Annotated in this window: 25 protein-coding genes; 10 read left to right on the forward strand and 15 right to left on the reverse strand. The window is 75.7% G+C overall.

Annotation, left to right across the window (positions count from 1 at the left end):
• Positions 1-22: 22 nt before the first annotated feature.
• On the forward strand, positions 23-775 hold the full coding sequence (locus INN71_RS08470; RefSeq protein ID WP_277500405.1) for a hemolysin III family protein: 753 nt from the start codon (positions 23-25) through the stop codon (positions 773-775).
• A gap of 67 nt (positions 776-842) precedes the next feature.
• Positions 843-1,574 carry a hypothetical protein gene (locus tag INN71_RS08475; RefSeq protein ID WP_277500406.1) on the forward strand — a complete coding sequence of 244 codons (732 nt, stop codon included), beginning with the start codon at positions 843-845 and terminating at the stop codon, positions 1,572-1,574.
• Positions 1,575-1,614: 40 nt separating this feature from the next.
• Here the strand turns inward: INN71_RS08475 and INN71_RS08480 are convergent, their stop codons facing one another.
• Entirely contained in the window at positions 1,615-2,445 is an 831-nt protein-coding gene (locus INN71_RS08480) for an alpha/beta hydrolase (RefSeq protein WP_277500407.1), read from the reverse strand.
• Between the two features lie 51 nt (positions 2,446-2,496).
• Between INN71_RS08480 and INN71_RS08485 the strand changes: the two genes are divergently transcribed.
• Entirely contained in the window at positions 2,497-3,534 is a 1,038-nt protein-coding gene (locus INN71_RS08485; protein ID WP_277500408.1) for an FUSC family protein, read from the forward strand.
• 4 nt (positions 3,535-3,538) lie between these two features.
• The gene (locus tag INN71_RS08490) at positions 3,539-4,039 is read left to right on the forward strand and encodes a PaaI family thioesterase (protein WP_277500409.1); all 501 of its coding nucleotides are present in this window, start codon (positions 3,539-3,541) and stop codon (positions 4,037-4,039) included.
• 3 nt (positions 4,040-4,042) lie between these two features.
• On the opposite strand, the gene INN71_RS08495 is transcribed toward INN71_RS08490, so the two are convergent.
• Together INN71_RS08495 and INN71_RS08500 are read right to left on the reverse strand one after the other, a co-directional pair.
• Positions 4,043-4,951 carry a serine hydrolase gene (locus tag INN71_RS08495; protein ID WP_277500410.1) on the reverse strand — a complete coding sequence of 303 codons (909 nt, stop codon included), beginning with the start codon at positions 4,949-4,951 and terminating at the stop codon, positions 4,043-4,045.
• Positions 4,948-5,937 carry a LysR family transcriptional regulator gene (locus INN71_RS08500; protein ID WP_301800066.1) on the reverse strand — a complete coding sequence of 330 codons (990 nt, stop codon included), beginning with the start codon at positions 5,935-5,937 and terminating at the stop codon, positions 4,948-4,950. Before INN71_RS08500 ends, INN71_RS08495 begins: the two co-directional genes overlap by 4 nt.
• A 120-nt stretch (positions 5,938-6,057) precedes the next feature.
• Between INN71_RS08500 and bla the strand changes: the two genes are divergently transcribed.
• The gene (gene bla / locus INN71_RS08505) at positions 6,058-7,017 is read left to right on the forward strand and encodes a class A beta-lactamase (protein ID WP_277501349.1); all 960 of its coding nucleotides are present in this window, start codon (positions 6,058-6,060) and stop codon (positions 7,015-7,017) included.
• Between the two features lie 16 nt (positions 7,018-7,033).
• Here bla and INN71_RS08510 read toward each other — a convergent pair whose 3' ends face one another.
• From INN71_RS08510 to INN71_RS08520, 3 genes are read right to left on the reverse strand one after another with little or no spacing between them, the layout of a single operon-like run.
• Positions 7,034-7,675, reverse strand: a complete 642-nt coding sequence (locus INN71_RS08510) for a class I SAM-dependent methyltransferase (RefSeq protein WP_277501350.1) — start codon at positions 7,673-7,675, stop codon at positions 7,034-7,036.
• Positions 7,668-8,501, reverse strand: coding sequence for a tRNA pseudouridine(38-40) synthase TruA (gene truA, locus INN71_RS08515; RefSeq protein ID WP_277501351.1), 834 nt, complete (start codon positions 8,499-8,501; stop codon positions 7,668-7,670). The genes INN71_RS08510 and truA overlap by 8 nt, the downstream gene beginning before the upstream one ends.
• Before the next feature lie 9 nt (positions 8,502-8,510).
• Entirely contained in the window at positions 8,511-9,515 is a 1,005-nt protein-coding gene (locus INN71_RS08520; protein WP_277501352.1) for a PfkB family carbohydrate kinase, read from the reverse strand.
• A gap of 38 nt (positions 9,516-9,553) precedes the next feature.
• Here INN71_RS08520 and INN71_RS08525 point away from each other — a divergent pair, with 38 nt between their 5' ends.
• Positions 9,554-9,928 (forward strand): GntR family transcriptional regulator, encoded by a 375-nt coding sequence (locus tag INN71_RS08525; RefSeq protein ID WP_277501353.1) that lies wholly within the window; start codon positions 9,554-9,556, stop codon positions 9,926-9,928.
• A gap of 7 nt (positions 9,929-9,935) precedes the next feature.
• Here the strand turns inward: INN71_RS08525 and INN71_RS08530 are convergent, their stop codons facing one another.
• The 9 genes from INN71_RS08530 to INN71_RS08570 form a co-directional block, all read right to left on the reverse strand.
• Positions 9,936-10,181 carry a hypothetical protein gene (locus tag INN71_RS08530; protein WP_277501354.1) on the reverse strand — a complete coding sequence of 82 codons (246 nt, stop codon included), beginning with the start codon at positions 10,179-10,181 and terminating at the stop codon, positions 9,936-9,938.
• Positions 10,182-10,309: 128 nt separating this feature from the next.
• Positions 10,310-10,903 carry a 50S ribosomal protein L17 gene (gene rplQ, locus INN71_RS08535; protein ID WP_277501355.1) on the reverse strand — a complete coding sequence of 198 codons (594 nt, stop codon included), beginning with the start codon at positions 10,901-10,903 and terminating at the stop codon, positions 10,310-10,312.
• Between the two features lie 119 nt (positions 10,904-11,022).
• The gene (locus tag INN71_RS08540) at positions 11,023-12,039 is read right to left on the reverse strand and encodes a DNA-directed RNA polymerase subunit alpha (RefSeq protein ID WP_277501356.1); all 1,017 of its coding nucleotides are present in this window, start codon (positions 12,037-12,039) and stop codon (positions 11,023-11,025) included.
• A 122-nt stretch (positions 12,040-12,161) separates the two neighbouring features.
• Positions 12,162-12,770, reverse strand: coding sequence for a 30S ribosomal protein S4 (gene rpsD, locus INN71_RS08545; protein WP_277501357.1), 609 nt, complete (start codon positions 12,768-12,770; stop codon positions 12,162-12,164).
• A 32-nt stretch (positions 12,771-12,802) separates the two neighbouring features.
• Entirely contained in the window at positions 12,803-13,210 is a 408-nt protein-coding gene (gene rpsK / locus INN71_RS08550) for a 30S ribosomal protein S11 (RefSeq protein ID WP_277501358.1), read from the reverse strand.
• Between the two features lie 59 nt (positions 13,211-13,269).
• Positions 13,270-13,644 (reverse strand): 30S ribosomal protein S13, encoded by a 375-nt coding sequence (gene rpsM / locus INN71_RS08555; protein WP_163772482.1) that lies wholly within the window; start codon positions 13,642-13,644, stop codon positions 13,270-13,272.
• A gap of 186 nt (positions 13,645-13,830) precedes the next feature.
• Positions 13,831-13,944: a 50S ribosomal protein L36 gene (gene rpmJ, locus INN71_RS08560; protein ID WP_277501359.1), complete on the reverse strand. Its 114-nt coding sequence runs from the start codon at positions 13,942-13,944 to the stop codon at positions 13,831-13,833.
• A gap of 32 nt (positions 13,945-13,976) precedes the next feature.
• Entirely contained in the window at positions 13,977-14,198 is a 222-nt protein-coding gene (gene infA / locus INN71_RS08565; protein WP_028473450.1) for a translation initiation factor IF-1, read from the reverse strand.
• A 317-nt stretch (positions 14,199-14,515) separates the two neighbouring features.
• Positions 14,516-15,574 (reverse strand): LLM class flavin-dependent oxidoreductase, encoded by a 1,059-nt coding sequence (locus INN71_RS08570; protein WP_277501362.1) that lies wholly within the window; start codon positions 15,572-15,574, stop codon positions 14,516-14,518.
• 115 nt (positions 15,575-15,689) lie between these two features.
• On the opposite strand from INN71_RS08570, the gene INN71_RS08575 reads away from it, so the two are divergent.
• From INN71_RS08575 to INN71_RS08590, 4 genes are read left to right on the forward strand one after another with little or no spacing between them, the layout of a single operon-like run.
• The gene (locus INN71_RS08575) at positions 15,690-15,998 is read left to right on the forward strand and encodes an STAS domain-containing protein (RefSeq protein ID WP_277501364.1); all 309 of its coding nucleotides are present in this window, start codon (positions 15,690-15,692) and stop codon (positions 15,996-15,998) included.
• 13 nt (positions 15,999-16,011) lie between these two features.
• On the forward strand, positions 16,012-16,428 hold the full coding sequence (locus INN71_RS08580) for an ATP-binding protein (protein WP_277501365.1): 417 nt from the start codon (positions 16,012-16,014) through the stop codon (positions 16,426-16,428).
• The gene (locus tag INN71_RS08585; protein WP_277501366.1) at positions 16,425-17,768 is read left to right on the forward strand and encodes a PP2C family protein-serine/threonine phosphatase; all 1,344 of its coding nucleotides are present in this window, start codon (positions 16,425-16,427) and stop codon (positions 17,766-17,768) included. The genes INN71_RS08580 and INN71_RS08585 overlap by 4 nt, the downstream gene beginning before the upstream one ends.
• Before the next feature lie 4 nt (positions 17,769-17,772).
• Positions 17,773-18,804: a B12-binding domain-containing protein gene (locus tag INN71_RS08590; RefSeq protein ID WP_277501367.1), complete on the forward strand. Its 1,032-nt coding sequence runs from the start codon at positions 17,773-17,775 to the stop codon at positions 18,802-18,804.

Consider the following 18,804-nt stretch of genomic DNA (forward strand, 5'->3'; position numbering starts at 1 on the left):
CGACGGCGACTACATTGACCCCATGAACGCTCCCTCCCAGCGCATCGCCGAGCTCCGTGGCGCCGCCGGCGAGCGTCTCGATGCCGCCGGCAAGCAGGTCCGCGAGGTGATCGACGACGTCAAGCCGCACCTGCGTGGCTGGCTGCACCTCGGCACCGCCCCCCTCGCGCTCGCGGCCGGCCTCGTGCTCGTCGCGCTCTCCCCCGACGCGACGACGCGCGTGGGGTCGACGATCTTCACCCTGACCGCCCTGCTGCTGTTCACGGTCTCGGCGGTCTACCACCGCGGCACGTGGTCGCCGCGCACGTGGTCGTTCCTCAAGCGCTTCGACCACGCCAACATCTTCCTGCTCATCGCGGGCTCCTACACGCCCTTCACGCTGCTCCTGCTCGAGGGCACCCAACGCACCGTGCTGCTGGTCGTCGTGTGGTCGGGCGCCCTGGCCGGCGTCGCGCTCAAGGTGCTCTGGCGGGGTGCCCCCCGCTGGCTGAACGCCCCCATCTACCTGGCCCTGGGCTGGGCGGCCGTGTTCTTCATCCCGGACTTCCACGACGGGGCGCTGGCCCGCTACGGCACCGGCGTCGGGGTGGCCGTCTTCGTGATGATCTGCGTCGGCGGCGGGCTCTACACCCTCGGCGGCGTCGTCTACGGCCTGAAGCGCCCCAACCCCTCGCCGCGCTGGTTCGGCTTCCACGAGGTCTTCCACACCTTCACGATCCTGGCGTTCGCCGCCCACTACGTCGGGGTCTCGCTCGCGACGTACTCCCTGCGCTGACGCGGCCGCGACGGTCCCCGGACCACGATTCGGCCACGCCCGGTCCGCCGGGGTGGTTGGATCAGTCGTGCCCATTCCCCCCGACCGCGTGGAGCTCGCCCGGGCCATCGGTGCGGCATGGGCCGCCGAGCTCGAGCCCCGGGTCGCGCGCTGGTCGCTGCTGCTGTCCGCCGGGGACGTCGAGCTGGCCCGTGCCGAGCGCGACGCGTACGACGGTGGCGGCACCCTCGCCCCCTTCCTCGCCCTGCAGGTGGTGGAGCGCGACCTCGCCACGGTCGGCGTGCTGCTGGCCCTCGCCCGGGGAGCGCGCTCCGACCTCGACGGCGTGCGCACCGTGCTCGAGGTGCTCGGCGGCGCCGACGCCGTCAACGAGCGGCTGCGCCGGGGCGGGAACGCGACCCGGGCCCACGCCGACGGGTCGAGCAGCGTGGTGCCCGCCGAGCACGCCGAGGCCGTCGCGGCGCTGACGGGGAACCCGGCGTACGCCGACGCCCGCACCGTGCTGCTCGGCCACCGCTCCGCGGGCCTGGCCGCGGCCCTGGCCCCGGAGGGCGCCGCCGAGGTCGGCCCCACCCTGTGGCACGCCCGCGCCACGTCCGGCGGCGTGCGCCACGACGGCGGTCTGCTCGTGCTCGCCGACGGCTCCGAGCTCGCGGTGCACTGCTTCACCGAGCTGCGGGCCGAGGAGCCGGCGGACGGGCCCTCGGACGGGCCCGACGAGGTGCTCGACGCCGTCGCGCGCGCGTTCACGACCTCCCTGCGGCTGCTGGGCCACCGGGGGCTGGTCGACCCGGGCTGAGCCGCCCGCCCCGCCCGGCCCGCGCGGCCGCGCGCCCCGGTCAGACGTGGCGGTGCACGAACTCCAGCACGTCGGCGAGCACCTCGTCGCGGTTGGTCTCGTTGAGGATCTCGTGGCGCGCCCCGGCGTACTCCCGCGACTCCGACCCGCCCGGCGCGGCGATCGCAGCGAAGCCCGCGCGCGACGGGCCGGGCGGCACGAGGGCGTCGTCGGCGCCGTGCAGGTGCAGCAGCGGGGTCGACGTGACGGGGCCGGCGGCCGCGATGGTGCCGAGGCACGCGACGAGCGCCTCGACGGTCGTGCGCTTGAACGGGCCGTGCCAGACCAGCGGGTCGGCGACGTACGCCTCCCCCACCGCCGGGTCGCGCGACAGCGTGGCCGGGTCGATCGGCACGTCGGGGATCTCGGGCAGGCCGAGCAGCGCCTCGGCCGCCTCCCAGCGGCCGAGCACCGGTCCGCTCAGCACGACGCAGGCCAGGCCGTCGCCGTGCCGCTGGGCGTGGCGGGCGGCGATCATGCCGCCCATCGAGTGGCCGAGCAGCACGACCGGCAGGCCGGGGTGGTCCGTCCGGGCGGCCTGCTCGAGCAGGTGGAGGTCGTCCACGACGGCCTCGAAGTCGGGCACCAGCACCCGCTCCCCGGCGCTGCGGCCGTGGCCGCGGTGGTCGACGCCGTACACCACGGCCCCGTCCGCGACGAGCCGCTCCGCGACCCAGGTGTAGCGGCCGACGTGCTCGCCGTACCCGTGGCACAGCAGCACGACGTACGACGGGTCGGGGCCGCTCCAACGGCGTCCGGCGAGGGTGCCCGCGTGGCCCGCGAGCTCGAGGGCGTCGTCGCCGTCCGGCGCGGGCGGAGTGACGTGGGTCATGGGGTCGAGCCTGCCACGCGCGTGGGCGGCGGGCCCTGCGATCCTGGGGCGGTGGGGCACGCGAGGACGGTGGTGGCGGACCTGCTGCACGTGCACCCGGCGACCGGCACCCGGGTGGTCGCGCTGCGGGCGGGCACGACGATCCTCGTGCCCCTGCTGCTCCTCGCGGCGGCCGACCGGCTGACCTGGGGCCTCTACGCCGTGTTCGGCGCCTTCGCCGCGGTGTACGGCGGCAGCACCGCCGCCCGGGGCCGCTGGCGGGTGCAGGCCCACGCGGGCTCGCTGCTCGTGGCCGCCAGCACGACCGGTGCCGTCGTGGCGCTCTCGGAGCACCGCGCGTGGCTCGCCGTGCCCGTCGCCGCGGCCTGGGCGGCGCTCGCGACCCACGCGTCGGACCACCGCCGCTGGGTGCCGCCCGGTCCCCTCTTCGTCGTCTTCGCCGTCGGCGCCTGCTCCGCCCGGCCCACGCAGCCGCACGAGGTGCCGGTGGCGCTCGGCATCGCCGGCGGCACGGCCGTCCTCGCCCTGGCCCTCGGCGCGCTCGACGAGCGCCGGGCCGGCCGGGCCCCGGCCCCCGCAGCGCTCCCGGCCACCCGCCCCGCACCGGTGACGACGGGCCGTCGCCGCCTCCACGTCGCCCGCGTCGCCGTGGCCGTCGCGGTGGCCGGGGCGCTCGCCACGGCGAGCGGCATCGGCCACCCCTACTGGGCGATTGTGGCCGCGGTGGTGCCCCTCGCCGTCCCGCGGTTGCGGGCGCAGGTGGTGCGCGCGCTGCAGCGCGCGCTCGGCACCACCGTCGGCATCGGGCTCGCTGCCGTCCTCCTGTCGGTGCCGCTGTCGCCGCTGGCGGCCGTGCTCGTGGCCGCCGCGCTGCAGGGGGTGGCCGAGCTGCTGGTGGTGCGCAACTACGGCGCCGCGCTGGTGTTCATCACGCCCCTGGCCCTGCTGATGGGCCACCTGGCCCACCCCGAACCCGTCGCCGACCTCGTCGTCGACCGCCTCGTCGAGACGCTCCTGGGCATCGCGGTGGGGCTGCTCGTCGCCTGGGTGACGCGCCCGCGGCCGCCCGCGCCCGCCCTGGCAGGCTGAGGTCATGACGTCGACCAGCACCTCCGCGCCCGGCTCGCCGGCCGGGGACCCGAGCCTGCAGGACCGCTACTTCCCGGGGCTCCCCTGCTTCGGGTGCGGGCCCGCGAACCCGCGGGGGCTGCGGCTGCGCAGCTTCGCGCCGGACGACGGCGGACCGGTCGTCGCCACCTTCACCCCGTCGCCGGAGCACGACAACGGCCTGGGCTTCCTCAACGGCGGCATCATCGCCACGGTCCTGGACTGCCACTCGGCCGCGGCCGTCACGCACGCCGCGCACGAGCGCGGCTGGCCCGCCGACCCCGGGGTGCCGCTGCCCTACGTGACGGCCGGCCTCGACGTGCGCTACCGGCGCCCGGCCCCGCTGGCGGCCACCGTGGGCCTCGTGGCCGAGGTGCGCGACGCGTCGTACGACGCGATCACCGCCCACGTGCGTCTCGAGCACGACGGCAAGGTGCGGGCCGAGGCGGAGGCGACGTGGCGGCGGTGGCGCCCCCGTCCGTCCTGATCCTCAGCCGGCGCGCAGCAGGTCGTGCAGCGTCCGGGCGACGTCACCCATGACCGCCTCGGCGCCCGGCTGGGCCGCGGCCGCCACCCGCGACTCGGTGAGCGCGACGACCGCGAGGCAGCCGCCGTCCTCGTGCTCGACGACCCCCATCTCGTGGCGCTGGTTGAGGATCGTGCCGGTCTTGGAGGACCAGCGCTCGGCGTCGCTGGTGAAGTCGGGGGCGAGCCGCTGGCGCAGCACGTTGTGCCCCATCAGCGTGCGCACGCGCGCGGCCACCTCCGGGCGCACGCGGGTGGGCCGCCACACCTCCTGCAGCAGGTCCGCCAGCGCGCCCGCCGCGGCCGAGCTGGCGAGGCCGACGTCGAGCTGCTCGACGGGATGACCACCGCCCGGGGTGCCGAGCGCGGTCGCGAGCCGGTGCGCCAGGTGGGCGTCCTCCGGCGCGAGCCGCTCCACGGCGGTCCCGACGAGCGGGGCGAGGGTGTGGCGCACCGCGATGCCGCCGAGGCCGAGGTCGTCGAGGTGCCGGGCGACCTCGGCCGGGGGCACCAGCGCGAAGAGCGCGTCCGCCGCCGCCGAGTCGCTCAGCGCGACGGCCAGGTAGAGCAGGTCGTCCACGGCCACCGTGGCCGGGTGGCGGAAGCGGCCGAGCCCCGGGGCGCCCGCGCGGTCCGCCGGACCGTTCGTGCCGGGCAGCACCTCGACCGGGCGCGCGGGGTCCAGCTCCCCGCGCGCCACCCGCTCGAGGACCGCGAGGGCGAGCGGGACCTTCACCAGCGAGGCGGCGGCGTAGCGGCGGGTGGGGTCGAGGGCGACCTGCTCCCCCGTGACGAGGTCGCGCACGACGAACGACCCCACCAGCCCGGCCGCGTCGAGCCGCTCCCGCACCTCGCGCAGCACCCGCGTGCTCACGTGCGCCCCTCCCCGCCCACCCCGCCGTCGACCCCGCCGCCGACCCCGCCGATCCCGCCGTCGACCCCGCCGTCGACCCCGCCGTCGACCCCGAGGAGGTCGGCGAGCGCCGGGCCGACGGCGGCCAGCACACGGGCGGCCGCGTCGCGCGACGTGGCGGTGAGGGCGTGCGTGCGCTCGAGGGGACGGTCGGTCGGGACGTCGCCGAGCGGGCGCCAGTGCAGCTCCGCGGCGCGGGCCTCGGCGGGCGTGCAGAGCAGCAGGTCGCCCGCCAGCACGGCGGCCAGCGCCGCGGTGCTCGACCCGGCGACTGCGACCTGGGCGGGCCGCAGCCCCAGCCGGTCGCGCAGCCGCAGCAGGGGGTCGCGCACGTGGGGCACGTCGTCCTCGGGGAGCAGCCACAGGCACCGGGGGGCGCTGCCCGGCGCGACGGTGGCGCCCCCTCGCCCCCGCCCGACCCGCAGCGACGCGAGACGCACGACGGCACCCGGGCCGACCCGCGCCGTACCCACCCCGAGCGGCACCCGCCACGTGGCGTCGTCCGGGGCGCTGGGCACGACCGCCGCCTGCACGACCCGCTCGTCCACGAGCTCGGTGCGGCGGTGCGGGGCCGCCGTCACCAGGTCGATCTCCAGCCCCGCCCGGGCCCCGGCGGCCACGACCTCGGCCCGGGAGCGGTCGAGCACCGCCGGGCCGGCGGGGACGGCGACGCCGACCGGTCCCCGGCCCGCCCGGGCCGCCGCGGCCTCGAGCTCCTCGGCCGCCACGACCACCCGCCGTGCCGCGGGCAGGAGGTGCCGGCCGGCGCCGGTGAGCCGCGCCCGGCGGGCGGAGCGGTCGAGCAGCACGACGTCGAGGCGCTGCTCCAGGGCCGCCACGCGCCGGCTGGCCACGGACTGCGCGACACCGGCCGCGGCCGCGGCCTCCGTCACGCTCCCGCGCTCGCCCACGGCGACGAGGAGGCGGCACGCGGCGACGAGGTCCACCCGAGGAGGATGGCACACCCATGCGTCTCGGGCATGGGACGACGCGTCGCGGTCTTGGACGGCATGGGTGGCCCCCGGCCAGGCTGCGGAGCGTCCCGTCCCCGCCCGGAAGGTCCTCCCGTGACGACACCGCTCCCCCGCCGTACCGCCCTCGCCGCCCGCGCCCTGGGCCTCGCGCTCGCCTCCACCCTCGCGTTCACCGGCTGCGCCGGCGACGGCCCCTCCGCCGCGCCGGGCCGCAGCGCGAGCACCAGCGCCACCACCACCGGGACGGCCACGCCCGTCGACGCCTCGGCCGCGCTGGCCGCCCTCGAGGAGCAGTACGACGCGCGCCTCGGCGTGCTGGCCGTCGAGGTCGGCACGGGCCGCACGGTGGCGCACCGGGCCGACGAACGGTTCGCGTTCGCCTCGACCATCAAGGCGCTGCAGGTGGGCGCGCTGCTCGAGACCGCCACGGACGCGGACCTGCAGCGCCGCGTCACCTGGACGGAGGCCGACCTCGTGACGTACTCACCCGTCACCGAGCAGTACGTCGCCGACGGGCTCACCGTCCTCGAGCTCGCGGACGCCGCCGTGCGGTTCAGCGACAACACCGCCGCCAACCTGCTGTTCGCGGAGCTCGGGGGCCCGGCCGGCCTCGGCGAGCGGCTGCGCGGGGTCGGCGACACGACGACGAATCCCGTGCGGGTCGAGCCGGAGCTGAACACCGCCGTGCCCGGCGACGAGCGCGACACCACCACGCCGCGGGCGATGGCGGCCACGTTGCAGGCCTACGCGCTGGGCGACGTGCTGACCCCCGAGCGCCGGGCGCTGCTCGTCGACCTGCTGCGGCGCAACACCACCGGCGACGCCCTCGTGCGGGCCGGGGTGCCCGACGGCTGGACCGTCGGGGACAAGACGGGGTCGGCTTCGTGGGGCACGCGCAACGACGTGGCCGTCGCCTGGCCGCCCGCCGACGCCGACCGGACGTCGCCGGTCGTGGTCGTCGTCATGACCGGCGGGGACGCCGAGGACGCGCCGACCCACGACGCGCTCGTCGCCGACGCGACCCGTGCGGCGTTCGCCGCCCTCGGCGGCTGAGGCACCCGGCGAGCCCTCAGGGGGCGCGCCGTACCTCCAGCACGCGGAAGCCCTTGGCGCTCGCCAGGCGCGTCGTCGGCCAGCCCTGCTCGTCGAGCCAGCGGGCGAGCGAGTCCGCACCCAGGTTCTTGCCCACCACGAGCACGGCGCGCCCGCCGGGGGCGAGGCGCGGCAGCCAGCGGAGCAGCAGGTCGTGCAGGGCGGCCTTGCCGATGCGGATGGGCGGGTTCGACCAGATCTCGTCGAACGCCCCGTCCGGTACGGCGTCGGGCAGCACCGCGCGGTAGCGCCCCGCCACCCCGAGCGCGCGGGCGTTCTCGTCGGCCAGGAGGAGCGCGCGGGCGTTGACGTCGACCCCGACGACCTGCGCGTCGGGGACGGCCAACGCGACGGCGAGGCCGATGACGCCGTACCCGCAGCCCAGGTCGAGCACCCGCCGCACTCCGCTCGGCGGGTCGGTCGTGCGGAAGAGCGCCGCCGTGCCCACGTCGAGGCGGCCCCGGGCGAACACGCCCGTCCCCGTGACCAGGGGCAGGCGCCGGCCCCACACCTCGACCTCGACCGGCTCGCGGGTGAAGGGCACGGAGGGGTCCGCCGTGAAGTAGTGCTCGCCCGGGTCCGGGTCCGGGTCCGGGGCGGTCGGGGGGTGCTCAGTCACGGGTCCGCCTGTTCCTGGTCTGCTCGGCGCGCTGCGCGAGCTCGGTGTCGTCGGGGTAGCCGACCTCCTCCAGCACCAGGCCGTGCGGGTGCACCACGGTGACAGCGGGGTCGCGACGGCCGCCGACGAGCACGTCGTGGGCCCAGGACGCCGGACGGCGGCCCTCCCCCACCGTCAGCAGGCAGCCGACGAGGGCCCGCACCATGTTGTGGCAGAACGCGTCGGCCACGACCGTGCCCACGAGCACGCCGTCGTGGTCGCGGGCCCAGGAGAGCTCGAGCAGCGTGCGGATCGTCGTCGCTCCCGGCCGCTTCTTGCAGAACGCGGCGAAGTCCTGCACCCCGACGAGGGGCGCGGCGGCGGCGTTCATCGCCTCCTCGTCGACCGGCTGGCCCCACGCGAGCACGTGCCGGCGCGTCAGCGGGTCGGCGAGACCGGCACGGTCGGCCACCCGGTAGGCGTAGCGGCGCCACAGCGCCGAGAACCGGGCGTCGAACCCCTCGGGGGCCACCCGGGTGCGGTGCACCCGCACGTCGCCCGGCAGCACCCCGTTGAGGCGGCGGGTCAGGGCGGGGACCGGGTCGTCGACCCCCCGCCCGGCGCTGCGGGCGACGAGGTCGTCGTCGAGGTCGACGTGCACCACCTGGCCGCGGGCGTGCACCCCGGCGTCGGTGCGCCCGGCCACCACGACGGCGGGCCGCTCGGGGCTCCGGACGACGGTCGCGAGGGCCGCCTCGAGCTCCCCCTGCACGGTGCGCAGCGTCGGCTGGGTCGCCCAGCCGTGGAAGTCGGTGCCGTCGTAGGCGAGGTCGATCCGCAGGCGCACCGGGTGATCCTACGAGCCGGCGGCGCCCGCCACCTCCGCGAGGTACGGCGGGTCCGCCCCGGGCCGCGACACGGTCACGGCGGCCGCGCGGGCGGCGTACCCCAGGGCACCGCGCAGCGCGTCCTCCCCGAGCCCGGCCAGCCGGTCGCGCGCCCCCGCCCCGACCACTCCGAGGTCCCACAGGGCGCTGATGAACGCCGCAGCGAGGGTGTCGCCGGCGCCGATCGTGTCGACCACCACCAGGTCGCGCACGGCGGGCACGGCGACCTCCCCGCCCGGGTGGTGGCAGGAGGCGCCCGCGGCGCCCCGGGTGACGACGACGAGGGTGGGCCCCAGCGCCCGCAGCCGCGCGACGGCCGCCGCCTCGTCGAGGTCGGGCCACAGCGCGGCGAGGTCCTCGTCGGACGCCTTGACGACGTCGGCCTCCGCGACGACCGCCTCGACCTGCGCGACCATCTCCGGCCCCGTGCCGGTGATGGCGGGGCGGGCGTTGACGTCGTAGCTGACGAGCGCCCGCCGGCGCTCCCGGCGCGCGAGGTCGAGCACGTCGGCGGCGCCGGGCGGGAGCACGGCGCCGATCGAGCACACGTGGAGCCAGCCCGGCTCCCCCTCGGGCACGTGCACCGCCCCGAGGCGCCACTCGAGGTCGAACTCGTACGACGCCGCGCCGTCCGCGTCGATCGTCGCGACGGCGCTCGAGGTGCGTCCCACGACCTCCGGGTCGGCGGCGAGGCGCACGCCGTCACGGCCGAGGTGCGCCGCGAGGATGCCGCCGAGCCGGTCGTCGGCCAGCGCGGTCGCGAACCAGGTCGGCCGGCCGAGGCGGACGAGCGCGACGGCCACGTTCGCGGCGCTGCCGCCGGCCCGCTCCTCGACGGTGCCGTCGGGGCGCCGCACGACGTCGACGAGGGACTCCCCCGCCACGAGGGCGACCGTCCCGGGGGTGGTGGGCCCTCCGTCCGCGGCGGGCGGGGTCGGGGGTGCGGGCTGCGTCGCGTCGGCCGGCTGCTGCATGGACCCACCCCACCACACGACGGGCCTAGGGTGGCGACGTGCCCGCGCCCCCGCTCGACCCGCCCGACCCGTCGTCCGCCACGCCGCCGTTCGAGCAGCTGCGCGCCCAGCTCGCGAGCCGCGTCGCGGCGGGCGAACTGCCGCCGGGCGAGCGGCTCCCCACGGTGCGGGCGCTGGCCGCGGACCTCGGCCTCGCGGCCGGCACCGTCGCCCGCGTCTACCGCGAGCTCGAGGCCGACGGGGTCGTCGTCACCCGTGGCCGGTCCGGCACGTTCGTCGCGTCGACGGCGGCGGCGGGCGACGCGGACCCCGCCGCTCGGGGGTACGCGGCGGCCGCCCGCCGCGCCGGGCTGTCGCTGGCCGAGGCGACCCGGGCCCTCGAGCGGGCCTGGGGCCCGGGCACCTCGCGCTGAGCGCGACCTACTGGCGCTCGTCGATGATGTGCTCGCCCGCGGACTCCTCCTGGGCCGCGGCCACGCTGGGGTCCTCGGTGGTCGGGGCGACGTCGTCCGCGCCGGGCGTCGGCCCGGCGCCGCCGTCGGGCTCCTCCTCCGCGCCGGAGACGTGCTGACCCGCCTCCGCCTCGCGGGCGTCGCCCTCGAGGGTGGGCTCGGTGTCGGGGTTCTCGGTCCTCAGCTGCTCGGCGGGTGCCTTCTCGGTGCTCATGACCCCCCAACGTAGACCCCCCGGCACAGCCCGCGACGCAGCCCGCGACGCAGCCGGCGACGCAGCCCGCGACGCAGAGCAGCCCGCCACCCCGGTGGGGTGACGGGCTGCTCCTCGAGCGGGTGCGCTCAGGCCTTGGCGTCGTCCGCGGACTCGTCCGTGGCCTCGGTCTCCGCCGTGGTCTCCTCGGTGGTCTCCTCGGCGGGAGCCTCCTCGGTTCCCTCGGTGGCCTCGGTGCCCTCGACGTCGGTCTCGGCGGCGGGCGCCTCCTCGACCTCCTCCGCGGGGGCGGCCGGGGCGGCGGTGGCCGCACCGGTGGTGGCGGGGCCGGTCGTCGCCTTCGCGACGTACGCCTCGGTCACGAGCTCGATGACCGCCATGGGGGCGTTGTCGCCCTTGCGGGGGTTGAGCTTCGTGATGCGGGTGTAGCCGCCCGGGCGCTCGGCGAAGGTCGGGGCGATCTCCGTGAAGAGGGCGTGCACGACACCCTTGTCGCGGATCGACTTCAGCACCTCGCGGCGCTGGTGCAACGGGTTCTCACCGTTGTGGGCCTTGACGGCCTTGGTGATGAGCTTCTCCGCCACGGGGCGCAGCGTGCGCGCACGCGACTCGGTGGTGACGATCCGGCCGTGCTCGAAGAGCTGGGTGGCCAGGTTCGACAGGATCAGCCGCTGGTGGGACGGGCTGCCGCCGAGGCGGGGACCCTTCTTCGGGGTGGGCATGGTTCTTCTCTCTCCTCCCCGGCCGTGCGAGGTACCGGGGTAGACGGTGCTGCGGCGGCGGTCGCCGCCGCAGCAGGGTCGACCGCACCGGCCCCAGGGCCGGTGCGGTCACGGGTCGATCAGTACTGCTCGTCCTCGACGAACGCGTCGTCGTCGTCGTCGCCGTACGCCGCGAGGGCGGTCGCCGGGTCGAAGCCGGGCGCGCTGTCCTTGAGGGACAGGCCCATCTCGACCAGCTTGGCCTTGACCTCGTCGATCGACTTGGCGCCGAAGTTGCGGATGTCGAGCAGGTCCTGCTCCGAGCGCGCGATGAGCTCACCCACGGTGTGGATGCCCTCGCGCTTGAGGCAGTTGTACGAGCGCACCGTGAGCTGCAGGTCCTCGACCGGGAGGGCGAGGTCCGCCGCGAGCTGCTCGTCCACCGGCGACGGGCCGATGTCGATGCCCTCGGCCTCGACGTTGAGCTCACGGGCGAGGCCGAAGAGCTCCACCAGCGTCTTGCCGGCCGAGGCGATGGCGTCGCGCGGGCGGATGGACGGCTTGGTCTCGACGTCGATGATCAGCTTGTCGAAGTCGGTGCGCTGCTCGACACGGGTGGCCTCGACCTTGTAGGTCACCTTGAGGACGGGGCTGTAGATCGAGTCGACCGGGATGCGGCCGATCTCGTTGTCGGCGCCCTTGTTCTGCACGGCGGAGACGTAGCCGCGGCCGCGCTCGACGACGAGCTCCATCTCGAGCTTGCCCTTGTCGGACAGCGTCGCGATCTTGAGGTCGGGGTTGTGCACCTCGACGCCCGCCGGCGGCGCGATGTCGGCGGCGGTGACGTCACCGGCACCCGACTTGCGCAGGTACATGGTGACGGGCTCGTCGTGCTCGGACGAGACCACCAGGCCCTTGAGGTTGAGGATGACCTCGGTGACGTCCTCCTTGACCCCCTCGACCGTGGAGAACTCGTGGAGCACGTTGTCGAGCTTGATGCTGGTGACCGACGCCCCCGGGATGGAGGACAGCAGCGTGCGGCGCAGCGAGTTGCCGAGCGTGTAGCCGAAGCCCGGCTCCAGCGGCTCGATGACGAATCGGGCGCGGAAGTCGCCGACCGTCTCCTCGGTGAGAGTCGGGCGCTGAGCGATGAGCACTGGTTGATTCCTTTCCGGACCCACCCACTATTTGACGGGGCCGAACGACGTGGAGCGAGGGACGAACGGGACGACACAGCGGTGCGGGGCGGCGACTCGGTCGCTGCCCCGCACCGACCGGGTCACTTCTTCGAGTAGAACTCGACGATCAGCTGCTCCTGCACGGGCACGTCGATCTGCGCGCGGACCGGGCGCTGGTGCACCAGGATCCGCATGCGGCTCGGGACGGCCTCGAGCCACGCCGGCACGACGCGCTCGCCGTGCGTCTCGCGCGCCACGATGAACGGCGTCATCTCGAGCGACTTCTCGCGCACGTCGATGACGTCGTACTGCGCCACCTGGTACGACGGGATGTTGACCTTCTTGCCGTTCACCAGGAAGTGGCCGTGGCTCACCAGCTGGCGGGCGTGGCGGCGCGTGCGGGCGAAGCCGGCGCGGTACACCACGTTGTCGAGGCGGCACTCCAGCAGCTCGAGCAGGTTGTCACCCGTCTTGCCGGTGCGGCGCGAGGCCTCGACGTAGTAGTTGTAGAACTGCCGCTCGAGCACGCCGTAGCTGATGCGCGCCTTCTGCTTCTCCTGCAGCTGGGCGCGGTACTCGCTCTCCTTGACGCGAGCACGGCCGTGCATGCCGGGCGGGTAGGGGCGGCGCTCGAACGCGGCGTCGCCACCGACGAGGTCGACACCAAGACGGCGCGACTTCTTGGTCATGGGGCCGGTGTAACGGGCCATGTCTCAGTCTCTCCTAGGTCTCTGGTGTCGGGTCAGACGCGGCGGCGCTTGGGCGGCCGGCATCCGTTGTGGGGCTGCGGCGTGACGTCCTGGATGGTGCCGACCTCGAGGCCGATCGCACCCAGGGACCGGATCGCCGTCTCGCGGCCCGAGCCCGGGCCCTTGACGAAGACGTCGATCTTCTTCATGCCGTGCTCCATCGCCCGACGACCAGCGGCCTCGGCAGCCATCTGGGCCGCGTACGGCGTGGACTTGCGCGAGCCCTTGAAGCCGACGGTGCCGGCCGAGGCCCACGAGATCACCGCACCCGTGGGGTCGGTGATGGTGACGTGCGTGTTGTTGAACGTGCTCTTGATGTGAGCCTCGCCTGCGGCGACGTTCTTCTTCTCCTTGCGGCGCACCTTCTTGGCGCCAGCCGCAGCGCGTCCCTTGGGGGGCATGCGTTATCTCCTGAAAGGTCTGGTGAGCTCGTGATGGGAGGGCTGCGATCCCGGGGGGATCAGCGAGCCTTCTTCTTGCCGGCGACGGTGCGCTTCGGGCCCTTGCGGGTGCGCGCGTTGGTCTTGGTGCGCTGACCGCGGACCGGGAGGCCCATGCGGTGGCGGCGACCCTGGTAGCTGCCGATCTCGATCTTGCGGCGGATGTCGGCCTGGACCTCGCGTCGGAGGTCACCCTCGAACTTGTAGTTGGCCTCGATCTCGTCGCGGAGCTTCACCAGCTCCTCGTCCCCCAGCGTGTGCACGCGGGCGTTCGGGTCGACACCCGTGGCCGCGAGGATCTGCTGGGAGCTGGTACGGCCGATGCCGTAGATGTAGGTGAGTGCGATCTCGACGCGCTTGTCGCGCGGGAGGTCGACACCAACGAGGCGTGCCATGCGTGGTGTTTCCCTTCGATGTGCACAGAGGTGTCGGTCGTGTCGCGCCCCGGTCGGTCGGCCCGATCTGTCGGGCCACCGGGCTCCGGCCTCTGCTCCGGAGGTGCATCCCCCGCGCCAGGCGCGGGTTGAGCGAACACGGTGGTGGGTGGTGCTGGTGCTGCTGGCGGGCGCGGGGCCCGTCCGTCAGCCCTGACGCTGCTTGTGACGCGGGTTCTCGCAGATCACCATGACCCGCGAGTGCCGGCGGATCACCTTGCACTTGTCACAGATGGGCTTGACGCTCGGCTTGACCTTCACGAGGAGGTCCTTTCAACGTGTCTCGGCTGATGTCACTTGTAGCGGTAGACGATGCGGCCGCGCGTCAGGTCGTACGGCGAGAGCTCCACCACCACGCGGTCCTCGGGGAGGATCCGGATGTAGTGCTGCCGCATCTTGCCGCTGATGTGCGCGAGGACCTTGTGCCCGTTGCTCAACTCCACGCGGAACATCGCGTTGGGGAGAGCCTCGATGACGGAGCCCTCGATCTCGATGACGCCTTCCTTCTTGGCCATGTCCTCACAATCCGTCGTGCCGGCGTACCGGCCGTGGTCGTCTCGTCTACCGTTGCTGCACCGCCCGACCCCGTGGGGGCGATCGGTCGGCCGGCCCGGGAACCGCCTGCCGGTCCCGGACGGGCCGGGGTGGCAGTGGACCTCGTGCAGCCGCTCGGTGGACCTCATCCCGGAGAACCGGACAGCCGCGAGGCACCACGAAGCAGACCCACGTTGGGCCGACGCACCAGTCTAGGTGAGCTGCCCAACGATTCCTAATCCGTCCGTCGGGCCTCGACCGGCCCCCGACCGGGTGCCTCCGAGCGCCTCCGGGCGCCTCAGGCGCCGGCGCCGAGCAGGCGCAGGGTCTCCTCGCGCGCGGGCGAGGAGCCGGCGGGCGTGCCCGCGGTCTCCCCCGGGACCGGGTGCACCATCACCTCGTCGACCCCGTGGGCCGCCGCGAGCGCCGCCACCTGCGCGCGGGCCTGCGCGGGGTCGCCGACCACCCAGCGGGCCAGCATCGCGTCGACCAGCTGCTGGTGGGCCGGGGGCAGCTCCACCTCGAGCGCCTCCTCGACGGTCGGCTGCGGGCGCAGCGGCTGGCCGGTGCGCAGCGCGAGCATCGCGAGCTGCTGCGGGCGGGCGCGGCGCCGCGCCTCCTCCTCGGTCGCGGCGACCACCGCGTTGACGGTCAGGAAGGTGCGCGGCGCGGCGAGCTCGGGCGAGGGCTCGAACGTCGAGCGGTACAGGTGCAGCGCCCGCTCGGTGCCCTCGCCGCTGAAGTGGTGGGCGAAGACGTAGGGCATGCCGCGCTGCGCGGCGAGCCGCGCGGAGTAGTCGGACGAGCCGAGCAGCCAGGTCGTCGGCACGGAGCGGGCGACGGGGGTGGCGCGCAGCGCGTGGGTGCGGCCGGACAGCTGCAGGCCCACCCCCTCGGGCGACAGCATCGCGACGACGTTGCGGACGTGCTCGGCGAAGCGGGCCACCGCCTCGTCGTCGGTGCCCGCCGGGCCGCCGTGGCGCAGCGCCCAGCTCGTCACCGGGTCCGAGCCGGGGGCGCGGCCGAGACCGAGGTCGATCCGTCCGGGGTACGCCGCCTCCAGCAGCGCGAACTGCTCCGCGACCACCAGGGGCGCGTGGTTGGGGAGCATCACGCCGCCCGAGCCCACGCGCAGGCGCTGCGTCGCCCCGGCGATCATCGCGATGAGGACCGGCGGGTTGGTGGCCGCGACCGCCGGCATGTTGTGGTGCTCCGCGACCCAGTAGCGCTCGTAGCCCGCCGTGTCCGCGACCCGGGCCAGCGACAGCGACGCGGCCACGGCGTCCCCGCTCGTCTGGTCGGTGCGGACGGGCACCAGGTCGAGCACGGACAGGCGCGGGGCGGGGTGGTCGCTCATCGCGGGGGGAACGGCCTGCTCGGCGGCGCTATTCCCGGGCTGGTGCTCCCGGGCTCGTCCCGCCCCACCCCGAGAGGGGAGGCAGCCCGCTCGGGGCGTCGCGTATCGTCGCCCCGTGACCGAAACATCGTTCTCCGCCACCACCGAGCCGGGCACCCTCGTGCTCTCGGGCGACATCGACGCCGCCGACCACCGCGCGCTCAACGACCTCATCGAGCAGGCCAGCGCCACGTTCACCGAGAACCTGACGATCGACCTGCGCGGCGTCACGTTCCTGCCGAGCATCATCGTCGGCGTCCTGGCCCGCGCCACCGTGATGGCGAAGAAGAACGGCGCCCGCGTCACGCTGGTCGCCGTCGAGGGCACCGTGCCGCAGCGCGTGCTCACGGTGTGCAAGATCCCCTACGAGCAGGTCACCGCCTGAGCGGCGCTCCCCCATGGCACTACCGACCCCCCTCCCCGACGCCGCGCCGTCCTGGCACGTGCTCGACCTCCCGCACGCACCGGAGGCGGCACGCCGGACCTGCGCGGCGCTGAGGGACGACCTGGGGGCGCTCGAGGTGCCGACGGCCGTGCTCAACGACGCGATCATCGTCGCGGGTGAGCTGGTCACCAACGCGGTCGAGCACGGCCGCCCGCGCCTCGCCGGCACCATCGAGGTCGCCTGGCTCCTCTCCTCCGACAGCCTGCACCTGCGGGTCGTCGACGCCGGGGAGGGACCGGACATCCCCGGGGGCACCGTGTCCGCCGACGGCCTGCGGGGGCGGGGCCTGGCCATGGTCGCCGCCATCTGCGCCGACCTCGCGCTGGACCGCACCGGCTGCACCACCTTCACGGCTCGGATCCCCCTGTGACCGCGGGCAGCGAGGCCCCTCCCGGGCTCCTCACCGCGGGCTCGGACCTCGACGGCGTCGACCGCGCCGGGCTGGCCGGGCGGCGCGCCGCGTTCCTCGAGCAGCTGGCCGAGGTCACGGCGAGCGTCCACCACCCGGGCCGCGCGGTCGAGCTGGTCGCGGACACCCTCGTGCGCCACGTCACCGAGTTCGCGCAGGTCACGCTGCACACCCACCAGGGCTGGACCGCCGCCGGCCGGGTCGAGGGCCACGCACCGGTGGACCACGACGGCTACCCGATCGGTCGTCAGCAGGCCGTGGTGCTGCGGGGCCTGCTCGCGCGCCGCTCCCCCGAGCACTGGGTGCTGCCGCCGGACACGCCCGACCGCGTCGAGGTGCTGGCCCGTCTGCTGGGCCGCACGCCGCTCGTCGCCCAGCTCGAGCAGCTCGACGCCGTCGGGCTCCTCAACGTGCCGCTCGTGGCCCGCGGTCGCGCCATCGGCCTCCTGACGCTCGCCCGCCGGGGCCCGCACGACTTCGGCCCCGACGACGTGACGTTCCTCGAGGGCGTCGCGCACCGGGTCGCGGCCACCCTCGACGTCTGCGTCGTCGTGGCCGACAACCGGCACGTCGCCGCCACGCTGCGGACCTCGCTGCTCCCGCCGCCCATCCCCGCCACCTCGGGTCTCGACCTCGCGTCGTACAGCCGCGTGGCGCAGGAGGAGGTCACCGTGGGCGGTGACTTCATCGACGTGCACGGGCCGGACGACGACACGACGCTGCTGCTCGGCGACGCCGTCGGCAAGGGGGTGGTCGCGGCCGTCGCGGCCAAGCGCATCCGCTCCGCCGTGCGCACCGCGGCCCTCGTCGACCGGGCCCCCGACCGGATCCTGGGGCTCACCAACCAGGTGCTCGTCGCGGACGCGGAGTCGGCCATCGAGAGCTTCGCGACCGCCGTCTGCGGCCGGCTGCGCCGGCGCCCCGACGGCGCCGTCGACCTCGACCTCACGAACGCGGGCCACCCGCCGCCGATCGTGCTGCGGCGCGACGGCCGGCTGGAGTACGTCGAGTCGAACGGCCCGGCGCTGGGCGTCTTCGAGGAGGCCGCCTACACCTCCGCCCGGGTCGTGCTGCAGCCCGGCGACACCCTCGTCTGCTACACCGACGGGATCACCGAGGCGCGCGGCGCCGAGGACATGTTCGGTGAGGACGGCATCGCCGCCGCCCTGGCGGGTCTGGGCGGCGCGCCGAGCAGCGCGATCGTGGAGCGGCTGGCGGTGAGCGTCTCCGCGTTCGTCGACGGCGACGCCCACGACCGCGACGACGTCGCCGTCGTGGCCGTGCAGCCGCGGGTGAGGTGACGACGTGACCACCACCGCCGCCGGGCTCGAGGACGGCTCGGCCGACGCGCTGGGCGCGGCGACCACCGAGCGCTACTGGGCCGCCGTCGACGCGGGCGACGCCCCGGCCGCCCGCGACGTCGCCCTCGCGGCGCTCGACGCCGGGGCCACGCTCCCCCAGGTGCTCGACGGGCTCGTGGGCGAGGCCCAGCGCCGGGTGGGCCGGCTGTGGGAACGCGCCGAGTGGACCGTCGCGCGCGAGCACGCCGCGACCGCGGTCGGCGAGTTCGTCGTGCACAGCCTGCGCGAGCGCACCCGCCACGGCGCGCACTCCCGGGGCGGCCGTCCGCTGCTGGTGCTGTGCGCCGAGCGCGAGTGGCACGCCCTGCCCGCCCTCATGCTGAGCGCGCGCCTCGAGCACGAGGGCCACCAGGTCCACTACCTCGGCGCCGACGTGTCGACGGCCGCCCTGCAGGGCGCCCTGATGGAGACCGGGCCCCGCGCCGTGCTCGTCAGCGCCTCGCTCTCCTCCTCCCTCGTCTACGTGCGCCGCCACGTCGAGGCCGCCCGGGCCGTCCGCGTGCCCGTCGTCGTGGGCGGCTCCGCCTTCGACGCGGCCGGCGACCGCGCCCGCCGCCTCGGGGCGACCGCCTGGGTCGGGCCCGACGACGACACGGGCGCGGTCCTCACAGCGCTGCCGACCTCCGTCCCGCCCGCCGAGGACCTGCCCGGTCCCGGGCCCCGCGAGGCCCACACCCTCATGGCATCGCACGCCGCGGTCGCGGGCGACGTGGTGGCGCGGATGCGGGCCGACCGCAGCGCCAACCGCGGCGCGCTCGAGGCCATCGTGGACCAGGTGCCCCACGTCGTGGGCGCGCTCGCCGCGGCCCTGCTGCTCGACGACCCGCGGCTCGTGGACCAGTCCGGCGTCTGGCTGCGCGAGGTGGCCTCCGCCCGCGGGTGCGACGGTGACACGGTGCGCGGCGTCTGGGCGTCGCTGGAGCTCCAGGTCGCCGAGTTCCCCTGCGCCTCCGCGCTGCTGGCGCGACGCGCCTGA

Source organism: Nocardioides sp. ChNu-153 (genome assembly GCF_030466625.1).
Classification (GTDB): domain Bacteria; phylum Actinomycetota; class Actinomycetes; order Propionibacteriales; family Nocardioidaceae; genus Nocardioides.

Excerpts from the sequence above, each read along its gene's own strand:
- INN71_RS08470 (WP_277500405.1), top strand. The coding sequence starts at position 23 with ATGAACGCTCCCTCCCAGCGCATCGCCGAGCTCCGTGGCGCCGCCGGC.
- INN71_RS08480 (WP_277500407.1), bottom strand. The coding sequence starts at position 2,445 with ATGACCCACGTCACTCCGCCCGCGCCGGACGGCGACGACGCCCTCGAG.
- INN71_RS08490 (WP_277500409.1), top strand. The coding sequence starts at position 3,539 with ATGACGTCGACCAGCACCTCCGCGCCCGGCTCGCCGGCCGGGGACCCG.
- INN71_RS08520 (WP_277501352.1), bottom strand. The coding sequence starts at position 9,515 with ATGCAGCAGCCGGCCGACGCGACGCAGCCCGCACCCCCGACCCCGCCC.
- INN71_RS08530 (WP_277501354.1), bottom strand. The coding sequence starts at position 10,181 with ATGAGCACCGAGAAGGCACCCGCCGAGCAGCTGAGGACCGAGAACCCC.
- rplQ (WP_277501355.1), bottom strand. The coding sequence starts at position 10,903 with ATGCCCACCCCGAAGAAGGGTCCCCGCCTCGGCGGCAGCCCGTCCCAC.
- rpsD (WP_277501357.1), bottom strand. The coding sequence starts at position 12,770 with ATGGCCCGTTACACCGGCCCCATGACCAAGAAGTCGCGCCGTCTTGGT.
- rpsK (WP_277501358.1), bottom strand. The coding sequence starts at position 13,210 with ATGCCCCCCAAGGGACGCGCTGCGGCTGGCGCCAAGAAGGTGCGCCGC.
- rpsM (WP_163772482.1), bottom strand. The coding sequence starts at position 13,644 with ATGGCACGCCTCGTTGGTGTCGACCTCCCGCGCGACAAGCGCGTCGAG.
- infA (WP_028473450.1), bottom strand. The coding sequence starts at position 14,198 with ATGGCCAAGAAGGAAGGCGTCATCGAGATCGAGGGCTCCGTCATCGAG.
- INN71_RS08570 (WP_277501362.1), bottom strand. The coding sequence starts at position 15,574 with ATGAGCGACCACCCCGCCCCGCGCCTGTCCGTGCTCGACCTGGTGCCC.
- INN71_RS08580 (WP_277501365.1), top strand. The coding sequence starts at position 16,012 with ATGGCACTACCGACCCCCCTCCCCGACGCCGCGCCGTCCTGGCACGTG.